The organism is Bacillus sp. FSL R5-0712, assembly GCF_038593285.1.
Taxonomy (GTDB): Bacteria; Bacillota; Bacilli; order Bacillales; family Bacillaceae; genus Bacillus; species Bacillus safensis.
Genome location: NZ_CP151981.1, coordinates 3,303,792 through 3,327,583, shown reverse-complemented (window position 1 = coordinate 3,327,583; position 23,792 = coordinate 3,303,792). Strand labels below are relative to the sequence as shown.

19 protein-coding genes and 1 pseudogene are annotated in these 23,792 nt (G+C 41.6%); 18 read left to right on the top strand and 2 right to left on the bottom strand.

Annotated elements, in window-relative coordinates; translation table 11 throughout:
• Positions 1–4 precede the first annotated feature (4 nt).
• From NSU11_RS17205 to NSU11_RS17140, 14 genes and pseudogenes are all read left to right on the top strand, one after another.
• A complete protein-coding gene (locus tag NSU11_RS17205; protein ID WP_073207608.1) occupies positions 5–2,113 on the top strand; it encodes a SpoIID/LytB domain-containing protein in 2,109 nt (702 codons plus the stop codon).
• A 23-nt stretch (positions 2,114–2,136) separates the two neighbouring features.
• On the top strand, positions 2,137–3,627 hold the full coding sequence (locus NSU11_RS17200; RefSeq protein ID WP_151862840.1) for an N-acetylmuramoyl-L-alanine amidase: 1,491 nt from the start codon (positions 2,137–2,139) through the stop codon (positions 3,625–3,627).
• 126 nt (positions 3,628–3,753) lie between these two features.
• Positions 3,754–5,237, top strand: a pseudogene (locus NSU11_RS17195) (cell wall-binding repeat-containing protein).
• Positions 5,238–5,366: 129 nt separating this feature from the next.
• Positions 5,367–5,963 carry a hypothetical protein gene (locus NSU11_RS17190; RefSeq protein ID WP_243837411.1) on the top strand — a complete coding sequence of 199 codons (597 nt, stop codon included), beginning with the start codon at positions 5,367–5,369 and terminating at the stop codon, positions 5,961–5,963.
• 199 nt (positions 5,964–6,162) lie between these two features.
• The gene (locus NSU11_RS17185) at positions 6,163–6,822 is read left to right on the top strand and encodes an exopolysaccharide biosynthesis polyprenyl glycosylphosphotransferase (protein ID WP_024423636.1); all 660 of its coding nucleotides are present in this window, start codon (positions 6,163–6,165) and stop codon (positions 6,820–6,822) included.
• A gap of 18 nt (positions 6,823–6,840) precedes the next feature.
• The gene (locus tag NSU11_RS17180) at positions 6,841–8,292 is read left to right on the top strand and encodes an MOP flippase family protein (RefSeq protein ID WP_342492639.1); all 1,452 of its coding nucleotides are present in this window, start codon (positions 6,841–6,843) and stop codon (positions 8,290–8,292) included.
• The gene (locus NSU11_RS17175; RefSeq protein ID WP_342493687.1) at positions 8,289–9,473 is read left to right on the top strand and encodes a glycosyltransferase; all 1,185 of its coding nucleotides are present in this window, start codon (positions 8,289–8,291) and stop codon (positions 9,471–9,473) included. Before NSU11_RS17180 ends, NSU11_RS17175 begins: the two co-directional genes overlap by 4 nt.
• A gap of 79 nt (positions 9,474–9,552) precedes the next feature.
• Positions 9,553–10,890: a UDP-glucose/GDP-mannose dehydrogenase family protein gene (locus NSU11_RS17170; RefSeq protein WP_044335396.1), complete on the top strand. Its 1,338-nt coding sequence runs from the start codon at positions 9,553–9,555 to the stop codon at positions 10,888–10,890.
• Between the two features lie 14 nt (positions 10,891–10,904).
• Positions 10,905–11,834, top strand: coding sequence for an NAD-dependent epimerase/dehydratase family protein (locus tag NSU11_RS17165; protein ID WP_024423632.1), 930 nt, complete (start codon positions 10,905–10,907; stop codon positions 11,832–11,834).
• A gap of 39 nt (positions 11,835–11,873) precedes the next feature.
• On the top strand, positions 11,874–13,334 hold the full coding sequence (locus NSU11_RS17160; RefSeq protein WP_197202563.1) for an O-antigen ligase family protein: 1,461 nt from the start codon (positions 11,874–11,876) through the stop codon (positions 13,332–13,334).
• A 61-nt stretch (positions 13,335–13,395) separates the two neighbouring features.
• The gene (locus tag NSU11_RS17155) at positions 13,396–14,073 is read left to right on the top strand and encodes a hypothetical protein (RefSeq protein ID WP_073207600.1); all 678 of its coding nucleotides are present in this window, start codon (positions 13,396–13,398) and stop codon (positions 14,071–14,073) included.
• Positions 14,074–14,097: 24 nt separating this feature from the next.
• Positions 14,098–14,853, top strand: coding sequence for a glycosyltransferase family 2 protein (locus tag NSU11_RS17150; protein WP_133744508.1), 756 nt, complete (start codon positions 14,098–14,100; stop codon positions 14,851–14,853).
• 19 nt (positions 14,854–14,872) lie between these two features.
• On the top strand, positions 14,873–16,069 hold the full coding sequence (locus NSU11_RS17145) for a glycosyltransferase (protein WP_342493911.1): 1,197 nt from the start codon (positions 14,873–14,875) through the stop codon (positions 16,067–16,069).
• Between the two features lie 134 nt (positions 16,070–16,203).
• Positions 16,204–17,271 (top strand): MraY family glycosyltransferase, encoded by a 1,068-nt coding sequence (locus NSU11_RS17140; protein ID WP_024423627.1) that lies wholly within the window; start codon positions 16,204–16,206, stop codon positions 17,269–17,271.
• Between the two features lie 35 nt (positions 17,272–17,306).
• On the opposite strand, the gene NSU11_RS17135 is transcribed toward NSU11_RS17140, so the two are convergent.
• Both NSU11_RS17135 and NSU11_RS17130 read right to left on the bottom strand, forming a co-directional pair.
• Positions 17,307–18,398 (bottom strand): LCP family protein, encoded by a 1,092-nt coding sequence (locus NSU11_RS17135; RefSeq protein WP_024423626.1) that lies wholly within the window; start codon positions 18,396–18,398, stop codon positions 17,307–17,309.
• Positions 18,383–19,051: a YigZ family protein gene (locus NSU11_RS17130; protein WP_012011434.1), complete on the bottom strand. Its 669-nt coding sequence runs from the start codon at positions 19,049–19,051 to the stop codon at positions 18,383–18,385. Before NSU11_RS17130 ends, NSU11_RS17135 begins: the two co-directional genes overlap by 16 nt.
• A gap of 221 nt (positions 19,052–19,272) precedes the next feature.
• On the opposite strand from NSU11_RS17130, the gene NSU11_RS17125 reads away from it, so the two are divergent.
• From NSU11_RS17125 to NSU11_RS17110, 4 genes are all read left to right on the top strand, one after another.
• Positions 19,273–20,448, top strand: a complete 1,176-nt coding sequence (locus NSU11_RS17125; RefSeq protein WP_024719243.1) for a sensor histidine kinase — start codon at positions 19,273–19,275, stop codon at positions 20,446–20,448.
• Positions 20,449–20,512: 64 nt separating this feature from the next.
• A complete protein-coding gene (gene degU, locus NSU11_RS17120) occupies positions 20,513–21,202 on the top strand; it encodes a two-component system response regulator DegU (RefSeq protein ID WP_008348273.1) in 690 nt (229 codons plus the stop codon).
• A 215-nt stretch (positions 21,203–21,417) separates the two neighbouring features.
• The gene (locus NSU11_RS17115) at positions 21,418–22,260 is read left to right on the top strand and encodes a DegV family protein (protein WP_342493686.1); all 843 of its coding nucleotides are present in this window, start codon (positions 21,418–21,420) and stop codon (positions 22,258–22,260) included.
• Positions 22,261–22,380: 120 nt separating this feature from the next.
• Positions 22,381–23,778 (top strand): DEAD/DEAH box helicase, encoded by a 1,398-nt coding sequence (locus NSU11_RS17110; protein ID WP_279586125.1) that lies wholly within the window; start codon positions 22,381–22,383, stop codon positions 23,776–23,778.
• Positions 23,779–23,792 lie beyond the last annotated feature (14 nt).

Genomic DNA, 23,792 nt, shown 5'->3' with positions numbered 1-23,792 from the left:
AAAATTGAAGAAAACAGGCGTTACACTAATCGTTCTCATGATACTGACTCTACTAGTTGCACCCTTTCAGTCTGCCATGGCAAGCTCGGCAATTTCAGTGAAATTGTCTAATTATATCGGAAACAAAACAAGCATGGATATCTCAACAACTGGGGAATACAAGCTATCAGGATCAAATGTTGCTGTGACAAAAAGATATGACGGCAAAAATAGATACGAAGTAGCCAACAGCATCGCATCTGCTGGCTGGAAAAATCCATCAACTGTTGTCATTGTCAGTCGTGATGCATTTGATCATGCAATTTCTGTATCACCGTTAGCATACAAACTGGGCGCACCTATTTTGTATACGAATATTGAAAAACTGACGAAAACAACAGAAAACCAGCTGAAGAAAATGAAGCCGGATAATATTCTGATTGTCGGAAATACGAAAAGCATTTCAACAGCTGCTGAGAAGTCTATTAAAAAGTATGGCAAAGTCAGACGTATTAGTGGAAAAGATAAGTTTGAAATCTCCCAAAAAATCGCTAAAGAAATGGGTAACTATAAGCAAGCTGTCGTTGTCGGCGGGAACTCATTTATGAATGGGATTGCCATTGCATCCTACGCATCGAGAAAGGGATACCCTATCCTGTTAACAAAAAAAGATTCCATTCCGTCTTATAGAATGCCAAGTAAAGTGATCATCATCGGCAGTACGAAAAGTACTGGACAAAAAGTTGAAAATCAAATCAAAAAAACCTCACAGGTGACAAGAATCAGCGGTGCCAATCGCTATGAATTATCTGTGAATATTATAAAGAAATTAAATATTAATGCAGATAAAGTTTATTTGGCAAAAGCCTCTAGCTATATTTATGCGATGCCGCTGTCTCAATTGGCTGCAAAATCTAACAGTACGGTTGTGTATGTAAAGCCCGATTCTGTCACAGCGTCTTTAAAAGCACTGCTGAAGGAAAAAGGTACATATGCTTATCATCTTGCTGGCAGCACAAGTGCAATTAAAGATAGCTTGAAAAACTCATTAGCCAAACAAGTCTATCTGAAAAAAAATCAAAACTACCAATTGAATATTTCTAACGGAAAAATTTCATTAAAAGGCATAAAGACGTATAACACAGTAAGAGTTGTTCCTGAGAAATATTCAACAAAAAATGTCCTTCAAATTGCAGGAAAGCCGTATTTAGGCAGCGTAAACTTTGCAATTGAATCAGGGTATATCAGGCCGACTCTCGAAAATATTCCATTTGAAGACTATTTAAAAGGTGTAGTGCCAAATGAAATGCCTGCAAGCTGGAATGTTGAAGCGTTAAAAGCACAGGCGGTTGCTGCTAGAACGTATTCGGTGAAAAGTATTGGAAAAGTCGTCCCTGATACAACAGCCTTCCAAGTATATGGAGGATATAACTGGTATACAAATTCGACAAAAGCTGTCGATGCCACAAAAGGAAAGGTTCTGAAATATAACAATCAGCTCATTTCAGCAACCTATTACTCTAGCAATGGCGGTTATACAGAGGCAAGTGAAGAAGTATGGGGAAATGCACTGCCATACTTAGTGGCCAAAAAGGATCCAAAAGATCCAGTCAATCCATGGACACTGAAACTCTCTAAAAAACAACTAGGCACGACATGGACTGCTAGCACAGCAGCTTCTCAATGGTCTAAAACAAAAGAGACAAATGCAGCTGACCTTGCCGGCCTGAAATCATGGCTGCTCAAAAACAAAGAAACTGCTGCATCTGATATGAAAATCGCATCGATCTCAAGCCTGACGTTCTCAGGGAAAACAAAAGGCCAGCGTGCGAAGACGGTATCGATCAAACTGACATACCATCTGAAAAACAAAACAGGCACATATTCGGTAAACAAAAGCACAACGGCAAGTATGAAGATGACCGAGTTTCGATCAGTCATGGGCGCAACAAAGGTGAAAAGCACGTTTGCGTCAGTCAAAAACAACACAAATGACTTCACGATTTCAGGAAAAGGATATGGCCACGGCATTGGTATGAGCCAATACGGAGCCAAAGCGAGAGCTGAATCTGGAAACTCATATTCTTCCATACTCTCGTTCTACTATCCAGGTACAAAACTAACAAACTATTAAAGGGTAAAAGGAGGACATAGAAGATGCGCTCAATGATGAAAACAGCCATCCTCAGCCTCATCGCCATTTTCGTTATCGTTCCAACAGCATTGGCAGACAATTCAGTCTCAAGAATTGATGGCGGGAGCAGATATGCTGTAGCGGCAAACGTAGCGAAAAAAGGATGGGGAACTGCAAGTACAGTCGTTTTAGTAGGGAAAACTGCGTATGCAGATGCAACAGCAGGAATTCCACTTGCATATCAAAAAAATGGACCAGTTCTTTACACAAACAGTAAAAGTCTTTCGGGTGATACAAAGAAAGCCTTAACTTCATTAAAAACAAAGACGGTGATCGTTTTAGGCAGCACATCAAGTGTGTCAAATAACGTGGTCAACCAAGTGAAGAAAATGGGCATCTCCACACAGCGTATTTCAGGAAAAAACCGATATGAGCTATCTGCCAATATCGCGAAAAAAATGAAAAAGCCAGCAGGCGTCGTTGTCGTTGAGGGTTCTTTCTATGCACATGGGATTGCGATTGCACCTGTAGCAGCTCAAAAAGGATTCCCAATTCTATATACAGATAAAAAGGGACTTCGTTCTGAAATCGCTTCTGTTGCAAAAGCAAGCAATGTGAAACAAACCATTGTAGTCGGCGGAGAGAATTACGTCACAAAAGCCGCTTATAACCAATTGAAATCTCCAACACGAATCAAAGGCTCGACTCGTTATGATGTCGCGGCCAATATTGTGAAAAAGTACAATATGAGCGTCAATAATACCTATGTAGGAAGAGGATTTGGTTATGCCACTTCATCTTCTGCTGCAGGCATTGCAGCGAAGCAAAACAAAGCATTGCTTCTAACGAATGAAAAGACGCTGCCAAAAGTAACAAGATCAACAGTGAGCAGCAAGAAAATCACCAAATTTACTGTCGTAGGCAGTACAAATACAGTGACACCAACTGTTGTGAACCAGCTGAAAAACCCGGCTGTTGGGAAAAAAGTATTCATTGATCCAGGTCATGGTGCGCATGATTCAGGAGCTGTAGGATACGGATTATATGAAAAGAATTTGAATTTAGATGTAGCAAAGCGTTTAAATACGAAATTAAACAACGCTGGTGCACTTGTGACCATGTCAAGAACATCAGACACATTTGATAGTCTTCAAACACGAGTGAGCAAAGGTGCGTCAGCAAATGCAGATATCTTTATCAGTGTCCATGCGAACTCAAACGATAACAGCAGTGCAAACGGAACAGAAACGTATTATGACAAAACCTATGCGGCTGCAAACAGCCTGAAGCTGGCGCAAAACATCCAGCCTAAAATGGTCAGTGCACTAGGTACAAGAGACCGTGGTGTGAAAACAGCTGGCTTCTACGTCATTAAATATTCTAAGATGCCGAGCGTTCTTTTAGAAACTGGTTTTGTTTCCAGTCCAGTTGATTCAAACATCTTGAAATCTGCTACGTATAAAGATCGATTAGCGTCAGGTATTTCAAGCGGTGTGTCAGGTTATTTTAGATAAGAAAACACAAACCTGAGGGATGCCTCAGATACTCCTCTTAGGCTGCTCGAGAACGTACTCGGCAGCCTTTTTTCAAAAGTTCATGAAGTTCCTGGGTGAAGGGTTCAAACCGAGGAGGTTGACTTCATGCGTGTTGATATCAAATGTATGTTACTGATTGCTATTTCACTATGTTTATATACACCATCCGTTTTTGCCCAGCACACTGTATCGAGGATAGAAGGAAGCAATCGGTATGAGGTGGCGGTAAATGCCGCGAAAAGGGGCTGGCAGGAAGCGCCTGCCGTTGTTCTTGTGGGCGGTGATGCTTATGCAGATGCCCTGAGTGCTGTGCCTTATGCATACCAGCAAGGGGCCCCAGTCCTCTTAACGAATGCTGGCAGTCTTTCGGATGCTGCAAAGACAGGGTTGCAGCAGCTGAAAACGAAGCGTGTAACAATTCTTGGCGGGACTGCGAGTATTTCTGAAAAAGTCGTGAAGCAGTTAAAAGCGATGAATCTATCCGTATCCCGTATTCAAGGAAAGAACCGCTATGAATTGGCGGCAAATGTGGCGAAGCACATGAAGAGTGCTAGTGCGGCTGTCGTCGTGAATGGTTCTGCTTATACTGATGCTGTCGCGATTGCTCCATACGCTGCCGAACAAGGCTATCCCATTTTATTAACAGATGCGAAAGGGCTGCGAGAGGAAACAGCCAATCTATTAAAAAATAAAGCGGTCAAGCGGACCATTGTGATCGGCGGAGAAGCAAGTGTCAATAAAACGGCTTTTCAAAAGCTTCCATCACCAGTCAGAATAAGCGGAGCCAATCGGTATGAGGTGGCTGCCCAAATTGCTAAAACGTATCCAATGAAGACAAGCCAAACATTTATAAGTTATGGGTATGCCTATGCAGATGCAGCCGCTGCGGCAAGTATAGCAGCGAAACAGGGCCAAACCCTTCTTCTCACAGACGCTCAAACGGTGCCGGATGCTATCAGAAAAGTCATCGGAGCCAAACAGATGTCAGCTTTTTCTGTGGTAGGCGGAACATCAACCGTTCAAACGAATGTCATCACGCAGTTGAAAAATGCGGTGTTAGGCGAAACAATTTTTATTGATCCAGGTCATGGTGCGCAGGATGCGGGAGCGATAGGGAATGGGCTGCTTGAAAAGAACATCAATTTAGAAGTAGCATTAAAGCTGCGGTCAAGGCTTCACCAAGCAGGTGCCCTTATTGTCATGTCGAGAACTTCTGATACATTTGACTCCTTGCAGACACGTGTCAGTAAAGGAGCGCAGGCCAATGCTGATATTTTCATCAGTATCCACGCCAACGCAAATGATAACAGCGGGAGACGTATTATGATACGACATATGCGGCTGCTCATAGTGTCAAGCTGGCACAACAGGTTCAGCCTCGAATGGTCAGTGCCCTTGGAACAAAAGATCGCGGAGTGAAAACAGCAGGGTTCTACGTCATCAAATATTCTAGAATGCCGAGTATTTTGCTAGAAACCGGCTTTGTAACAAGTCCAATCGATGCGAGTATTTTAAAATCTACCACTGCAAAGGATCGGCTGGCTTCTGGAATTACAACTGGTGTGTCCAATTACTTTGACGCAAAATGAACCGATAAAAGAAGTGTCAAGTTAAAAATACATTTCATTTTTGGTTATGTTTGTTATAATTGAAACATAGAAGGTGAATGGTTTACACATAAATCTTCAAACGACAGCAAACCGACAAATCATGAAGAGGTGACGATTTTGAAAAAATTAATCACAATGCCGTTTCTAGTATTGCTTCTAGGTGTATTGCTCACAGCGTGCGGCACAACAAATCAATCAAGCGATAACAAAAAGGATGACAGCAAAAAAGAAACAACCGAAGCAGCCGATCAAAACAAAGATAAGGCTGCGGACAAAAAATCAGAAGATCAATCATCAAAAAATGAAAAATCAGATGATCAAAGTAAAGAAACAGCTGCTCAAACAGAAGAGCCAGCAAGTCAATCTGATGAAGAGGCAAAAGACAGCTCAAGCAAAGAAATTACAAAAGAAGAACCTGCTAAAGACCAATCAAAAGCTGACTCTAAAGGTGACTCTAAAACAAAGAAAGAATCAACGACTAATAAGAAAAATGAAGTCACCAAAGAAGGCACATATGTCGGTTTGGCTGATGGACATACAATTGCTGTCAACATTGATGGAAAAGAAGTAGCTATTCAATTCGGAAATACATTTTCTAAACAAGTGAACAGCTTAAAAGAAGAATCAAAAGTAAAAGTAACCTATACAAAAGATGCAAACGGAACACTTCGATTAAAAACGATCGAATCTGTAAAAGCAAAATAAAGAAAAGACCCGGAGACCCGCAGAATTGCGGGTCTTTTTTACGTTCAAAAGGGCATAACTTGATATAAGTGCACATTCTTAACACAGTTTTACAAGACTTAACAGCGCATTTACATTTGCTTAATGTTGCTCTGCTAAACTGACTTTCATAGAACATCTCTTTACACAACAACTACTTTGAATGGTGAGGTGCAGGTCAGTGAGTGCAGAGAAAGCGATGAATCTTTACAGAGAATATGAAGTGAGACGAAATCACTCTTTTGCCTTAACAGAACATATGGTTCGTTATTTATTTGCAAAACGTTTCATAGATTTAATGTTCTCGTTCATCGGATTGATGTTGAGTACGCCAATCATTTTGCTGTTTGCTCTTTTGATTAAGCTGGAAACACCAGGGCCAGCCTTTTATATGCAGGAAAGGGTCGGGAAAGACGGTGTTTACTTTAAATTATGGAAGCTCAGATCGATGAGAATTGACGCAGAAAGCGGAGGAGCGAAATGGGCGCAAAAAAATGACCCGCGTATCACCAAAGTGGGGGCATTCATCCGTAAAACAAGAATTGATGAACTTCCGCAATTTATCAACGTGTTAAAAGGAGAAATGAGTATCGTAGGTCCTCGTCCAGAAAGACCGATGTTTACCGCAGAATTTAATCGGACGATTCCAGGCTTCACAAAAAGGTTGGCGGTAAAGCCGGGGCTGACAGGTCTTGCTCAAGTAAATGGCGGATATGAAATGAGTCCAAGTGAAAAATTAACACATGACTTACAGTATATTCAAAACTTGACATTTTCTCTCGACACGAAGATTATGGTAAAAACGTTAAAAGTCATCATGACTGGTGACGGAGCCAGATAAGTAAAGTAGGGAAGAGAAATGGCAAGTATGAAAAAAAGCATGCTAGGCGGGGCAAAATGGACAAGCTTGTCCGCATTGATCATCACCATCATCCAAATTGCACAGTTCGCCTTTTTAGGGAACGTGATGTCACTCAAGGAGTTTGGACTCGTTGGCATGATCACAACTGTCACAATATTTACGCAGATTTTACTAGATCTAGGAATTGGGGCAGCAATCATTCAAAAGGAACAAACGACAGAACGTCAATTATCTACATTATATTGGATCAACCTGCTCACAGGGATTATCTTGTTTTGTCTGCTCATCCTGCTAAGCCCAATGATAGCCGCTTTTTATAACCGGCCAGAGCTAGAGGGTCTGCTCAAGCTATTATCGATCATGTTTCTGATCGCACCGATTGGCCAGCAGTACCAGTATATGATGCAAAAAGACTTAGCCTTTAAAACATTAAGCACCATTGAAGCCATTGCGACCATCATATCGCTGCTCGTTTTACTCGTTTTCGCCTTCTTCATGAATCCGATTGTCGCCTATGTCATTTCTCAAGTGCTGCTGCAATCAGGAAAAGGTCTCATGTATGCAGCGGCTTATTGGAAGAAGTGGCGTCCAGCACCTGTTTTTGCATTAGGAGAAGTAAAGGAATTTTTCTCATTCGGTGCATTCCAGCTCGCATCCAGACTGGTTAACCGAGCAGGATCAAACATCGACATGATTTTAATCGGCCGGTTTCTTGGAGCGGAAGCGTTAGGTATTTACAGCTTGGCGTATCAAATTGTAACAATACCCGTGCTGAAGATAAATCCGATTGTGACGAGAGTGGCTTTCCCGGTTTTCGCAAAAAGTCAGCGGGATCACTCCATGCTGCGAGAGGGCTTCCTAAGTATGACGAATATGCTCGCATTGGTTAGTTTTCCATTATTAATCGGCCTTGCTGCCGTATCAGATAGCTTTATAGAAGTCGTGTTTGGAGAGAAATGGCTAGTAGCGGTCCCGGTTTTAAATATATTGTGCATTGTTGGCCTTCTGCGTGTGCTGATGAATCCAAACGGTTCAATCCTTCTTGCAAAAGGGAGAGCGGACTTAGCCTTTTATTGGGATACGGGGATGCTTATCGTGTATGGCTGCGCATTATATGCAGGTGTCACTACAGGCAGTCTGCTCACAGTAGCTTGGATCTACTCAGGTGTCAGTCTGCTCAACTTTATTGTCGGCAGATGGCTTATGGCATATGTCATTCAGCTTGATATGAAGGTGTATTTAAAATCACTTGGAAGGCCTGCTGTCATGACGCTGCTCATGGCGGTCTGTGCGGTAGTTTTACATCAAGGGATGAAGCTGACATCAGCAGATATTTCACTTCAATTACTACTGACTGTTTGTGTCAGTGCTGCATTGTATGGCTTGCTGCTCATCAAAATGTATCCGCAGGCTGCAGGCAAATTATTGAGAAGAGGTCGTTCGTCATGAAGGTACTATGGCTGACAAGTGTATATCCTAGTGAAAAACATCCGAGTGAAGGCGTATTTCATGAAACGCAAGTACAGGAGCTGCTCAAACAAGGAATAGAAGTGACTGTCATTTGTCCTAATCCAGTGAATCCGCCGGTTTTACGGATGCTCAAGGCATCCTATCGGCAGAAAAGGGATCTGCCTGAACAGGAAGTGCGGAACGGAGTGAAGGTTTACAGACCGTCTTATCCAGCGCTCCCTGGACAGCTGAAATGGGCGCAGCCGAGTAAACGAATAGCGGCTTCCGTTCTCAGAGCAATGCAGCGTCATCAGCTGTCACCAGATTTTATCCATGCGCACTTTGCCATGCCGTCTGGCGGAGCGGCGGCTGTTATTCAGAAAGAAACGAAAATCCCTTATCTTCTGACCTTGCACGGCAGTGATGTGAACGTATATCCGAACTATAGCAAAGGGGCGAAGGCAGCCTTTGAAACGGCGGTGAGGCAGGCATCTGCTGTTCTGACAGTGAGTGAAGAGCTGGCTAAAAAGACAAATGAGATGACGAAGGTAGAAGCAAAATGTCTTCCGCTTGGTATTCCGCTCCAATCATTTTCCAGAACGGAAGAAGGTCAAGAAGGCATCAGAAAGCACTTAGGTTTACCGCTTCAAGATAAGCTCGTTGTTTTCGTCGGGCGTTTAGTGAAAGAGAAGGGTTTGCTTGAATTAGCTGATGCTGTCAGCAGCATGGATGGAGTGAAAGCAGTCTTTGTTGGAAAAGGCCCCCTTGCAAAGGAACTCAAGGAACGGGCGGGGGCATCTATTATACTCCCAGGGCAGGTGCCGAATGAGCAGGTGAGAGACTACTTAATGGCAGCTGATCTGTTTGCACTCCCTTCCTACAGTGAAGGAATGCCAACCGTCGTTCTAGAAGCGCTCGCTTTAAAAGTACCTGTCATTGCAACACGGGTTGGTGGTCTCCCATCCTTATTTTCAACCTATCAACACCTGCTCGTTGAACCGCGTTCGACGCGTCAGCTGAAAGAGGCGATTCACGCCTGTCTTTATGAAAACAGATGGAATGAAGAAGTGAAGAACGATCTTTATGAAATGGTTCATACAGAATATTCATCAGAACATAATGCGAAACATCTCATTCAGCAATATGAGAAGGTGCTCAATCAATCAACATCCATCGTTTAAACAAGATGAAATGTGCAAAGAATGATAGATAGATAAACAGCTTGGAACGGACAATATGCTTTTACTGAGAGGATGAAAAATGTTGAAGAAAATTGCTGTGATTGGAACAGGTTATGTCGGGTTAGTATCGGGTACTTGTTTTGCTGATATCGGAAATCGTGTCATCTGCTGTGACATCGATGAATCAAAAATCAACAGCTTAAAAAGTGGTGTCGTTCCCATTTATGAACCAGGTTTAAAAGAATTGATTGAAAAGAATACAGAAGAAGGAAGACTGTTTTTTACAACGAATATTCCTGCTGCTATTAGGGAATCAGAGATTATCTATATTGCCGTAGGGACACCGATGACACCACAGGGGGAAGCAGATTTAACATATGTGAAGGCTGTCGCTCAAACGATCGGTGAACACATGAATGGCTATAAAATCATCGTCAATAAAAGCACAGTGCCCGTTGGAACAGGCCGTCTCGTTCAAGCCATTGTGGAAAAGGCATCGCGCAGTAAATATCCTTTTGATGTCGTATCCAATCCAGAGTTTCTCCGAGAAGGCTCAGCGATTCAAGATACGATGAATATGGAGCGGGCGGTCATTGGTTCGACTAGCACTCATGCCTCTAGCATCATCAAAAGACTGCATGATCCGTTTCAAACAGAGGTTGTAGAGACCAACTTAGAAAGTGCAGAAATGATTAAGTATGCTGCAAATGCCATGCTTGCCACAAAAATCTCATTTATTAATGACATTGCAAATATTTGCGAAAGGGTAGGCGCTGACGTTGAAAAAGTCAGTGAAGGAGTTGGGTTAGACAGCCGAATCGGGCATAAATTTTTAAAAGCAGGCATTGGATTTGGAGGTTCTTGTTTCCCGAAAGACACGATGGCTCTTCTCAAAATTGCCGAAACATCTGGGTACCGGTTCAAGCTGATCGAATCTGTCATTGAAACGAACAACAACCAAAGAGCCCACCTGGTCAGCAAATTGATGAGTGTGTTCGGTGATATTAAAGGAAAAACCATTTCTGTCTTAGGCCTTGCCTTTAAACCGAATACGAATGATATGCGTTCAGCGCCTGCACTAGATATTATCCCAATGCTGAGAGAGCTGGGGGCTTTTGTGAAAGCCTATGATCCGATTGCTTATGTAGAAGCTGAACGTGAGCTTGGTCCGCAGGCGGTTTTCAGCAACGACCTGTACGAAACAGTAAAAGATACAGATGCCTGTCTCATCCTAACAGAATGGGATGACGTACAGAAGATGGATAAAGATCAGATCAAGCAGCTGCTTCGTTCGCCGATTGTAATTGATGGAAGGAATTTGTTTGATCCAGCAGAAATGAAAGAGAGAGGATTTATTTACCAGTCTATCGGCCGCCCAAGTGTATGGGAAGCAGAATTGGTATCGAAGGCACAATAACAGGGGGAGCTTGGATGAAGAAAGTATTGGTTACTGGGGGAAGCGGATTTATTGGATCACATACGGTAGAGGCTTTACTAGAAAAAGGCTATGAGCCCATCGTTCTTGATAACTTTTCAACGGGATCTCGAGAAAATATTGCCCATCTTTCCGTGCAATGCATGGAGGCAGATGTCACAAAGCCAGCGACGATTGATCTGATTAAACAAATCGCACCGGATTATATCATTCATCTTGCAGCACAAGTAAGTGTAGCCGTTTCCGTTCAGGATTTCGTATATGACGAAGAGGTCAATATCAAAGGATCTCTGCACGTCATGAAAGCTGCGGCTGAAGCAGGAGTGGAAAAAGTCATCTTTGCCTCATCGGCAGCTGTCTATGGAGACCCGGTGTATTTGCCAGTAGACACCGCTCACCGGCTGAAGCCTGGTTCACCTTATGGCTTAGCAAAACTGACAGTAGAGCGGTATTTAGAAATGGCAAAATCACTCTATGATGTGGACTATTGTATTCTCAGGTACAGCAATGTATATGGTCCGCGCCAAGATGCACTTGGCGAAGGCGGTGTTGTCTCTATTTTCTCTGATAAGTTTGCAAAGGATGAGGCTCCTTTTATCTTTGGAGATGGGGAACAAACAAGAGACTTTATCTATGTGGGTGATCTAGCGGCAGCAAATGTTGCAGCTTTAACAGCCCAATCAAACGTTTGTTTAAATATTTCGTGTGGTGATTCCATCACTGTGAATGAACTGTTTCAAACGATGAAACGGGTAACGAGATCACAGCTTGAACCGATTTACAAGCCGCAGCGTGCAGGAGATATCGTGCATAGTACATTGGCAAATGAGGAAACGAAACAAGTCTTAGCATGGGAGCCTGTTGTGAGTTTACAGGAAGGTTTGGCTCGTACCATTTCCTACTATAAACAGGAAGTCAAGGCTTAATCCCTCAAATCGGATGGGTTGCTTAGGAGGAAAATGGGTATGAGTGTGAAACAAACAGCATGGCAAATCATGATCGGATGTATATTATTTGCAGCAGGGCTAGGACTTGTACAATTGGCGTCTGCGCAGCCCGCCGGGTTAAAAAAGATCGTCGCCATTCCGGTCCTGCTTTTAGTCCTGACGGCTTTCCTCGTGTTAATGAAGCTATACATGAATGGTGAGCAAGTGTTCATGTCAGCCATATATCTTTTAATTGCATTGACCTTTCTCAACAACGCTTTCTTTTCAATTAGTGCCGGGTTCTTTAGTCTTTTTCTCTACCGTATCATGCTCATTGCCGCCTTTGCTTTATTCATATGGCGGATGAGAGATAAGGGGACGTACATATCGCAGTGGCAGCAGATTCGTGTAAAAGGCATTCTTGGTTTTTTCGCTGCATGGTTTCTTTACGGGCTCATCTCACTGCTGTGGGCTCATTCGGTGACAGATGGTCTTAAATATATGTCCCTGCTTGCTATGGGGATGGGTTTTGTCTTTCTAGTGGTCATGTACATTCAGCGAATGGATCAAGTGGTCACCTTTTATAGCATTTGGCTTGTCATGACTGTATTTGTCATGGGGATAGGGTTTTATAATCACTTTACTTTGAACCATTTACCAAATACTTCATTGTATCTTGGGCCGGCGTATAAACAGCACTATCCTACAGCTGTCTTTTTTAACCAAAATGACTTTGCAACGTTTTTATCGATTAGCTTTTTCTTGTATTTAGCGTGTATGCGGCAAATGAAAAATGGTTATATCAAAGCATTTGGATTATTTGGCGCCATCGCAGCACTGTATCTCATTTTGTTAACAGAATCCCGCGCGAGCCTGCTTGGCATTTTTGCAGGAGTGGCCATCTATGTGTGGCTTCTCATGCCGCGCTTTCTCAAAAAGTGGTCACTCATCGCAGCAGGCGGACTTGGTGTTATCTGTATCGCTGTTTTTTCAGCCAAGATTTATTCAGTCTTTTATGACTTGTTTCTCGCTTCTCAGGTCGCGCATTCTTTTAGTGAACCACTCCCATCCAACATTGCGAGAGCGAATTTGATCAAAAATGCATGGCATTTCTTTACGGATTCATACGGGTTTGGTGTCGGAGCGGGGAATGTGTCTTACTACTTAGCCCACTTTTCGATCTTTGATACAGATCAAGTCGTTGAAGTGCACAATTGGCTGCTGGAAGTGATGACAAACTTTGGATTTGCGGTCATGCTTGGCTATATCTCCGTCTACGCTTATCTCATGTTCACGCTGTATAAACAATACCAATGGGCTGACACAAGATCAGCAAAAATGATCATTGAAGGTTTGTTTGCTGCCATGCTGAGCTTTCTCGTTTCAAGTATCAGTCCTAGTTCTGTCTCGAATTTATATTTCCACTGGGTCTTTTTAGGACTCGTGATCGCAGCGGTGAATATGTTGAAAAACAAACAGCGCTTGGTAAACCGGGTGTGATGCTGCGCTGGTATGGCTACACTAGTGAAAAAGCAAATACGTCAATGTTGGGAGAATGAACATGTCTGGTTTCATATCTAGAATAGGGAAGCGAATCAAAAAGTATATCGTATGGCTTGTGCTGCTGCCTGTCGTATTAGGCGCTTTTGGATTCTTTTTTGCCAAAGGAACTATGCAGCAGTCTAGTTACACAGCTGCCGTTACCCTCACACTTGGTAAATATGATGACGGAGTGTATAACAATATCGCAGAAGTGACATCTCTATTAAAAAGCGATGCATTTTTGAATGAAGCACTCAGTGATGTGAAAGAAGAAGAGAGGCAGGATGTGAAAAACCGCCTCATCCTCACCAATCAATCAGATGCACAATTACAGCTGTCTTTCACAGATGCTGATAAGGATCATGCTTTAGCTGTCGTGAAGCAGGTGTCGGATACATTTCTGAAGCAAGACAAAGCATTATTTACAAAAAGGCAGCAGGTGATTGAAAGTAGACTATCTGCTTTAGAAGACGAATCTGTCAGCAATGATTCCAAAGTCGATAAAGAACGATTTTTATATGAATTGGAGTCTACAAAGCTTGGAATGAAGCAGGCGAAGATTGTTGATCCTGCCCAAGTTCTTGATGAAGGCAATAAAGGCATGTCAGCGAAAAAGCGGGCACTGCTTGGACTTGTCATTGGCTTTAGCATCTCGCTCATGTTTGTGGTCTTACCCGAAGTGTTCAAAGAATCTTAATGATGAACTGGAGATGAGTCTTAGGTGAACAATCAACCGTTAGTATCAATCATTACACCGGCCTATAATGCGGAACGTTATTTAACGGATACAGTTCATTCCGTCCTTGCCCAAACCTATTCTAATTGGGAACTGATCATCGCAGATGATTGTTCAACAGATGGAACAAGGAAGCTGCTTGGGGACTTAAGTGAAGCAGACGACAGAATCAACGTCATTTATTTAGAGCAAAATGGGGGAGCCGCCATCGCCAGAAACGCAGCCATCAAACAGGCAAAAGGCCGCTTCATCGCTTTTTTAGACAGTGATGATAAGTGGAAAGAGACGAAGCTCGAAAAGCAGGTAGACTTCATGCTGACAAACGATTATGCCTTTACATTCACGGCATATGACATCATTGCAGAAAATGGAGAGCCTTTAGAAAAAACTGTCACTGCACCAGCAAGATTAACTTATGATGAAGCTTTGAAAAATACCATTATCGGCTGTTTAACGGTGATGCTTGATGTAGAGAAGATAGGACATGTAGAAATGCCGAACATCCGCACAAGACAGGATTTAGCTACGTGGCTGTCCATATTAAAAAGAGGATTTACAGCCTATGGAATGAGTGAACCGCTCAGTGAATACCGCATCGTTGGAAACTCGATCTCTAGTAACAAGTGGAAAGCAGCGAAAAAAACGTGGTTCGTCTACAGAGAAATTGAGCAGCTTCATTTTGTCAAAGCATCTTGGTGTTTTATGCACTATGCGACAAATGCTGTGAAGAAGCGCTTATAAACAGAAGGGAAAAAAGGTGATAAAGGTGAAAGCAGACTCGATCATACATGTTATCGTAGCGACGGGAGAATGGGGACAGGACGGCTTGAGGTACAGACGGCATCGACTGGCGGAATTTCTAGCATCTGATCCAGAAACGAAAGAGGTCATCTGGGTATGCCCATCTGCATCCCGTCATACAGCTCCCTTTCAGCCCATAACCGATCGAATGAAGCAATTGACCATTCCTGATGTGCTCAAGAGCAAATTTTTCCGCTTTGGCCGATATCAAGACATGTTCTATATTCATAAATTGTCCCCTCTTCTTGAGCATTTGCGGCAGGAGGAAAAGAAGGGAAGCGCTGTTTGCTTATGGTATACGTTTCCGGGCTTTCCGCTCTTATCTTCTTTATTTGAATGGAAACATATTGTCTATGACTGCAGTGACCTGTGGGGAGAGCCGATAAGCGGCAAAAATAATTTGCTTTCTTATATGAGGCAGCGTGTCATTGTGAAAGCAGAAAATCGAATCATCAAATACGCACACAGCATTACATGCTCTTCTCAATACTTACACGATCAAATCAAAAAGCGTCTTATGGGCGAACCAAAAGATGTGTTTACAGTGGAAAATGGCGTTGAGTACGATGTGTTTGCAAAAAGCAATCTTCCATGTAAGGAGGATGTGCTGCAAGGTAGAGAAGGAACTGTTCTTGGTTTTATTGGAGGCATCAAGCCGAAGCTCGATTTTGACATGATAGCAGAAGCTGCCCGTATGCAGCCTGATTGGACATTTTTATTTGTCGGTCCGGATGGAACAAATGGTGATCCATCTTTTCAGCATGCACTTAAACTGCCGAATGTGATTTGGACAGGTGCTGTTGCACCAGAAGAAGTGCCTGCGTATATGAAGCTGATTGATGTAGGCATGATGCCATACAAACAATCTCCTTACAATCAAGCCGTGTTTCCGCTCAAGCTATATGAATTTTTAGCCGCAGGAATACCGGTTGTTGGTTTAAATCTTCCGTCAACGGAAAGGCTAAAAGAGAATGATGTGTATGAATATTTAGAAGGCGAGGATCCTTCGCTCTTCGTAGAAGCCTGCCAAAAAGTGATCAGCAAAAAAGACGACATGACCTATAGACATCTAAGACAAAGCCGAGCGAAGAAAAAAGATTGGCACGCGCTGTTCACAAATATGGTGGAACTAACGAATATTAAAGAAAACGCATAATTCATCAGGGATTGTGCGTTTTTATTTGTTTCTTCTTCACAGGGGGAGCTTGTGATCATCCTCTATTCAATTGTATAATGGAAAGAGCGGCCAATATACAAAATACAGATTTCAATTTAGAAGGAGACTGACCTATGGATTACGAACGCGCCTTATTAGCGTTTTTTGTCTCTCTGGCTACAGTTTTAATTGTGACACCAATCGTCAAAAAGTTTGCAATTAAGATTGGTGCAGTGGACCAGCCGAATAAACGAAAAGTTCATGATAAAGTAATGCCTCGAATGGGCGGTTTGGCAATTTTTATTGGGGTAGCGGCTGGAGCATTAGCAGGCGGGCTGTTTCTACATAATAAAATTACAGCAATTTCAGTTGGTGCCGTACTTATCGTCATTCTAGGTATATTTGATGATAAATATAATTTAAGTGCAAGATTTAAATTTCTCGTCCAAGTTCTTGTTGCTTGCCTGATTGTAAGCACGGGCTTAAAAATGGACTTTTTCTCTGTTCCTTTCTTAACAGATCGAATTGAGTTAGGCTGGATGGCATATCCCCTAACCGTGTTATGGATTGTCGGAATCACAAATGCCATTAATTTAATTGACGGCCTTGATGGACTGGCTGCCGGTATTTCTGTCATCGGTTTATCGACCATTGCCGTGATGGCATTTTCAGCTGACAAAATTTTGATTCTTTCTTTATCACTTGTTGTCATTGGCAGTACCATCGGCTTTCTCTTTTACAACTTTCATCCAGCGAAGATTTTTATGGGTGACACCGGTTCGCTTTTTTTAGGCTACATGATTTCGGTGTTGTCACTATTAGGGCTGTACAAAAGTGTCACTTTGTTTAGTGTAGTTGTCCCAGTGATCATCTTAGGTGTCCCAATTTTCGATACCACCTTTGCCATCATTAGACGAATATTAAACAAACAGCCGATCTCAGCACCTGACAAGTCTCATATTCATCATAGACTGATGGCCTTTGGCTTGTCACATCGCATGGCTGTCATCGTGATTTATATGATTGGCTTAGTCTTTAGCTTAAGTGCGATTTTGCTGACAAGCGCCACCATTTGGTTATCACTGATTATTATCTTTTTACTGGTCATGTTCATGCAGGTGATTGCAGAAGTCACAGGCTTGGTGAATGAAGAGTTTAAACCATTTACGAAATTTTATAAACGAATGGTCAAAAGACAATAAAAAACAGCCCGTTCCTAGGAACTGGGCTGTTTTTATTATTGTCCAGGTGTGCTGGTCGATGAGTTAGTTGTATCAGTTGACCCTGTTTCACCAGAAGACGGATTGGTTTGTGAATCTGTTTCAGTTGAAGATTCAGTAGGAAGCTTTAAATGCGTCCGTAATTCATTTTGCACGTTAGCTAAATTGGTCGGATCTGGCTCAAAGTAATACGTGCGATTTGGCCCTAAATAAAGGTCTGATCCCTTAATAGAAAGAGTTTCTGTGTCGTCTCCTTTAAATCCGCTGTAGATTTGCTGAAGCGCAAGACCTTCTGTGATACGGAAATTGGTCGTAATGTGATCACTGACTTCTTTAGCAATGTTATCGACGTTCGCAATGTTATTTGGCTTCGCCATTTGATCAATCATTGCACGTAAAATTTGTTTCTGACGATCGTTACGTCCGAAATCACCGCGTGGATCTTGTTTTCTCATCCGTGCGTAAGCAAGTGCTTCTTCCCCGTTTAAATGCATATTGCCTTTTTTAAAGTAAATCTTTTTCGATTTTTTAACATCACTTTTTTCATTGAAGTCAAATGGAACATCGATATCAATTCCGCCGACTTCATCAATGACATCCTTGAATCCGTCAAAATCAACGGTTGCATACTTATCAATCGGAATATGCAAGAATTGTTCGACAGTTTCAATCGTTTCATCTTTACCGCCTTTAGCAAATGCTGCATTGATCTTTTCTTTACTTCCTGTTGTATCACTTGCAAGCTGTACGCGTGTGTCACGAGGAATACTAACCATTTTCATCGTTTTGTCTTGAGGGTTAATCGTTGCGACAATGAGTGAATCTGAACGCCCATGATCACCCTTTGTGGCATAATCCTCAATTCCGACAAATAATACAGAGAAAGGTTTTTTCTTAATATCAATGACAGCATCACGAAGATTCGATTTCTCTCCACGGTTTAGTTCATCATATGTTTTGTCAGCAGCTTGAAGAGTATTGACGATTTTATATACTGCGAATCCGCCCATGCAGATGATAAGTAGCAAAAATAAGACCAGAATACGTTTGATAATTCTCTTCTTCTTACTCTTTTTCTTTCGTACACGCACTTTTACTCGTTGTGCCATTCATCTGTCTCCTTTATCGGACCAATGTCCTTTTCTAAATAAATCAATTCGCCTTCTTTTGTAACACTCTTTCCATTTGTCAGCTCAGTCATCCACTCAATGAACTGCTCTGTTTGTGTTTCTTCGACATATGTCTCAAAAATAACATCTTCTGCATAATGGATTTCTTTTAGCTGAAAAGATGAGGCTCTAAGCTCATTCTCTACCTTTCCAAGCCATGTATAATCTATTGTTGTGTGCATTGTACGCATTAAACAGCGCTCTACCATTCCAACATGGTTGATAGCTTCTGATACAGATTTTCCGTAGGCACGAATCAATCCACCGGCACCTAGCTTGATACCGCCGAAATAACGAGTGACCACAACGACTGTATCTTTCAGCTTCCGTTTTTTTAGCACTTCAAGCATTGGCACACCTGCTGTACCGCTTGGTTCACCATCATCATTCGCTTTTTGAATCAGGTCATGTTCACCAATGAGATAGGCTGAACAATTATGTGTGGCATTCCAATGTTGTTTTTTAATGGATTGTATAAATGCTTGTGCTTCTTCTTCTGAGACAGCACGCTGTATATGACAAATAAAACGTGATTTTTCAATGACGATCTCATGCTCGCCACGACTTTTTACTGTAAGATAGCGATTCAGCAAAAGACATACCCTCCTGACAAGCAAATTGTAAGACTAGTGAAAATTTGCATTGGTTTTAGAATTTTACAGCGTATTTTGTTATGATGATAGGAGCGGAAAAAGGGTCGTCATAAAAACTTCAAGATTTATACGCATTCTTTCATTATAATTCGACATAAAATGCAGATCAATGACATTTATAATAAAAAAAGATGACATCACTGTTACGGGAGGGAAAAGCCATGACAACACCCAAAATGGATCCGAAATTATTGGATTCAATCATCATGAAAATGCTAAGTACAGTTGATGGCAGCAAGGACGAAGTATTTAGAATAGGCGAACAGTCCCGTCAACAATATGAAAGCCTAGTAGAAGAGCTGAAGCAAATCAAACAGCAAGTAAACGAAGTAATTGATTTTGGGGATAAGCTGGAAGTCCATACAAGACATGCTAGAAACCGCTTATCTGAGGTCAGCAGAAACTTCAACAAATTCAGCGAAGAAGAAATACGTGAGGCCTACGAAAAAGCACATAACTTGCAAGTGGAACTCACCATGATTCAGCAGCGCGAGAAGCAGCTGAGAGAAAGAAGAGACGATCTGGAAAGAAGATTATTAAGCTTACAAGACGTTATTGAACGTTCTGAAACGCTTGTGAGTCAGATTACAGTTGTTCTCAACTATCTCAACCAGGATTTACGCCAGGTTGGCGTTTTACTTGAAGATGCTCAGGCAAAACAAGATTTTGGGCTGAGAATTATTGAAGCCCAAGAAGAAGAACGCAAAAGAGTGTCTCGGGAAATTCATGACGGCCCTGCTCAAATGCTGGCAAACGTGATGATGCGTTCCGAATTAATTGAACGGATTTTTAGAGACCGCGGTACAGAAGAAGGCTTTAAAGAAATTAGAAGTCTCAGACAGAATGTGCGAAATGCACTGTACGAAGTGAGAAGAATCATTTATGATTTAAGACCGATGGCTTTAGATGATTTGGGTCTGATTCCAACACTGAGAAAATACTTAAACACAATTGAAGAATATGATGGAAAAACCAAAATTACGTTCCAATGCCTAGGTGATACAGAAAACGAAAGAATTGCTTCTCAATTTGAAGTAGCACTGTTTAGACTAGCCCAAGAAGCTGTCACAAATTCATTAAAACATTCTGAAGCTGAAGAAATCTCTGTCAAAGTAGAAGTAACGAAAGACTTTGTGACCTTAATTATTAAAGACGATGGAAAAGGCTTTGATATGAAAGATGTGAAAACAAACAAAAACAAATCCTTCGGTTTACTTGGCATGAAAGAACGCGTAGACTTACTGGAAGGTAAAATGACCATAGACTCAAAAATAGGTCTAGGGACATTCATCATGATTCGCGTGCCACTAACATTGCAAAATAAAATTGTAAAATAGAGTCAAAAGACATATTGACCATAAAGTTCAGGTGTAGAACAATAAACATGGGGAGGCGTAGCTTGTGACTAAAGTAAATATTGTAATTATTGATGACCACCAATTATTCCGTGAAGGTGTCAAACGGATTTTAGATTTTGAACCTACTTTTGAAGTAGTTGCAGAAGGAGACGACGGTGACGAAGCTGCACGTATCGTAGAACACTATCATCCGGATGTTGTCATTATGGACATTAATATGCCGAATGTAAATGGTGTTGAGGCTACAAAGCAGCTTGTTGAGCTTTATCCCGAATCAAAAGTCATTATTCTATCTATTCATGACGATGAAAACTATGTAACACATGCATTGAAAACAGGGGCGAGAGGCTACCTGCTAAAAGAAATGGATGCAGACACACTCATCGAAGCAGTGAAAGTTGTAGCTGACGGAGGCTCTTATTTACATCCGAAAGTCACTCATAATTTAGTAAATGAATTCCGACGCTTGGCAACTAGCGGCGTTTCAGCACATCCACAGCATGAGGTATATCCTGAAATTCGCAGACCACTTCATATCTTAACTAGACGTGAATGTGAAGTTCTTCAAATGTTAGCTGACGGAAAGAGCAACAGAGGAATCGGTGAATCGCTCTTTATTAGTGAGAAAACAGTTAAAAACCACGTGAGTAACATTTTGCAAAAAATGAATGTAAACGATCGTACACAAGCTGTTGTTGTAGCTATTAAAAACGGCTGGGTAGAAATGAGATAATGTTCCGGACAAGTACTCCTTTTTCGCCTGTTTTTATTCTCTCACATTTTAGGTGGAGGGAAATGATAGACAGGGTAAGGAGTCTTTTTCGGATATAGCGGGCTTGCCTATTGATTAGGCAGGCTTTTTTGATTACTATTATAAATCTAATGAAAAAATGATCATTCTTTTAAAATAAAAAAGAGTAACTTAACGAATAAGGAAGGTATTTAAGAATGAAAATAGCCGTTGTAACAGACAGTACTGCTTATCTACCACAAGAGCTGCGTGATAAACATAATATTCATATGATCCCCCTTAACGTCATCTTTGGCAGTGAATCATACCGTGAAGAAATAGAAATGGACTGGAAGACATATTATGAAGAAATCAAAAAACACAAAGATCTTCCAACAACCTCTCAGCCTGCTTTCGGTGAATTAATAGCCTTATATGAAAAACTAAGTGAAACATACGACGCCGTGATTAGTATCCACCTTTCAAGTGGAATTAGTGGAACGTATAATAGTGCGGTCTCAGCGAATGATCTAGTTGACGGGATTGATATTTACCCGTTTGATACAGAAACAAGCTGTATGGCACAAGGTTTTTATGTGTTAGAAGCTGCTGAAAAAATCCAAGAAGGTGCTTCTTTAGAAGAAGTGTTAGCACATCTAAATTACCTGAAAGAAAGTCAGCGGGCGTATTTTATGGTAGACGATTTAACTCATTTGCAAAGAGGCGGCAGATTAAATGGTGCTCAGGCTTTTATTGGAAGCCTCTTAAAGGTAAAGCCTATTTTGCATTTTGACAACAAGCTAATTGTTCCTTTTGAGAAGATCCGCACACGTAAAAAAGCCATTTCACGTATTTTTGAATTATTTGATGAAGATGCATCACGTGGTGTTCCGATGAGAGCAACACTGATACATGGTAATAGAGAAGAAGAAGCAGAAGAATTAATTGCGTACTTATCAGAAAAATATCCTCATGTTGAATTTTATAAAAGCTACTTTGGTGCCGTAATCGGCACCCATCTAGGTGAAGGCTCTTTAGCCCTTGGCTGGGTGATTAGATAATTCCTAAAAAACCTCTTTTCTTATGGAAAAGGGGTTTTGTTTTTCTATTTTACCTGTTGGACGAAATGTCATGTCTTTGCGCATAATAGCCAAACATCAATTGAAAGGTGTTTGGTAATGTTGAATATGGACAAAGCAATGGAACTAATGCGGCAGCTGCATTCACGCCATCTGCTCACCGTTGAAACAAAGTGCCCACAGTCCAATTTAGATTGGCTGGAGGAGAAGGGCTTAGTCAATCGGTCTCCAGCCATTGAGAGGAAAGTAAATGGTTTTACATGCTGCCGGTGCGGTGTATCACACAAGCGGTATTTCGCTCATTCTCCATGTGAAGTGTGTCAAAAGGATTGTGTGTACTGTAGATCATGCATCATGATGGGAAAAGTAGCAGAATGTGGGTTTCTTTATGAATGGACAGGTCCACAAATGGTAGAAACATGTCGAGCCGAATTAACATGGCAGGGAGAGCTGTCTAAAGGACAAAAAAGAGCGTCAGAAAGAATGATTGAAGCTATTAAAAACAAATTTGATCTACTTGTTTGGGCGGTTTGCGGAGCAGGGAAAACGGAAGTACTTTTTCACGGAATCGAATATGCGTTAAATCAAGGAATGAATGTCTGTATTGCGACACCTAGAACAGATGTAGTGCTTGAACTCGAACCACGGCTTAGAAAAGCATTTCAAGGGGTGACAATTACCGTACTTTACGGAGGTAGTTCTCAAAGGTTTCAAATAACACCGCTTGTGATCACCACAACCCACCAGCTGATGAGATACAAAAATGCTTTTGATGTGCTCATTGTAGATGAAGTCGATGCCTTCCCTTATTCAATGGATGAGCGTCTCCAATTTGCTGTTCTAAAGGCGATGAGAAAGAACAGAGGGGTCAGGATTTATTTAAGTGCGACACCCTCTAAAAAAATGACGAGAGAGGTTTCTCGTGGAAAACTGGAAGCGATAAAAATTCCTTTGCGTTTTCACGAGCAACCATTACCCGTACCGACCTTTCATTGGATCGGTCATTGGAAAAAGAAATTAAAAAAGAACCAGCTGCCCCCTAAAGTGATGAATTGGATGCAGAGACATATTGCAAATAAGAGAAGAATATTACTTTTTGTTCCTTCAATTGCTACCATGAAGAAGGTAACGAAGATTCTTCGAGAACAATCCTTGAACGTGGAGGGGGTATCTGCCGATGATCCGGATAGAAAACAAAAGGTTCAGCACTTTAGAGATTACGTATACGATGTACTAGTTACAACCACTATTCTAGAAAGAGGCGTAACGATTCCGAATGTTCAAGTGGGGGTACTAGGTTCGGAATCTACTATTTTTACAGAGAGTGCACTTGTTCAGATTTCTGGGCGGGTAGGCAGACACCCGGATTATTGTACAGGAGATGTTTTCCTTTTTCATTTTGGTTTAACGAGAAGTATGAAACAAGCAAAGAAGCATATCGCAAAAATGAATGATACGGCTGCAAAAGAGTTTTCTGAAAAACAGTGTGGGTTCAACTAAATCATGGTACATTA

Bases quoted from the DNA above. Each gene is read 5' to 3' on its own strand.
- NSU11_RS17115 (WP_342493686.1), top strand. From the start codon at position 21,418: ATGAAAATAGCCGTTGTAACAGACAGTACTGCTTATCTACCACAAGAG.
- NSU11_RS17125 (WP_024719243.1), top strand. From the start codon at position 19,273: ATGACAACACCCAAAATGGATCCGAAATTATTGGATTCAATCATCATG.
- NSU11_RS17180 (WP_342492639.1), top strand. From the start codon at position 6,841: ATGGCAAGTATGAAAAAAAGCATGCTAGGCGGGGCAAAATGGACAAGC.
- NSU11_RS17140 (WP_024423627.1), top strand. From the start codon at position 16,204: ATGGATTACGAACGCGCCTTATTAGCGTTTTTTGTCTCTCTGGCTACA.
- NSU11_RS17175 (WP_342493687.1), top strand. From the start codon at position 8,289: ATGAAGGTACTATGGCTGACAAGTGTATATCCTAGTGAAAAACATCCG.
- NSU11_RS17155 (WP_073207600.1), top strand. From the start codon at position 13,396: ATGTCTGGTTTCATATCTAGAATAGGGAAGCGAATCAAAAAGTATATC.
- NSU11_RS17165 (WP_024423632.1), top strand. From the start codon at position 10,905: ATGAAGAAAGTATTGGTTACTGGGGGAAGCGGATTTATTGGATCACAT.
- NSU11_RS17200 (WP_151862840.1), top strand. From the start codon at position 2,137: ATGCGCTCAATGATGAAAACAGCCATCCTCAGCCTCATCGCCATTTTC.
- NSU11_RS17160 (WP_197202563.1), top strand. From the start codon at position 11,874: ATGAGTGTGAAACAAACAGCATGGCAAATCATGATCGGATGTATATTA.
- NSU11_RS17135 (WP_024423626.1), bottom strand. From the start codon at position 18,398: ATGGCACAACGAGTAAAAGTGCGTGTACGAAAGAAAAAGAGTAAGAAG.
- NSU11_RS17170 (WP_044335396.1), top strand. From the start codon at position 9,553: ATGTTGAAGAAAATTGCTGTGATTGGAACAGGTTATGTCGGGTTAGTA.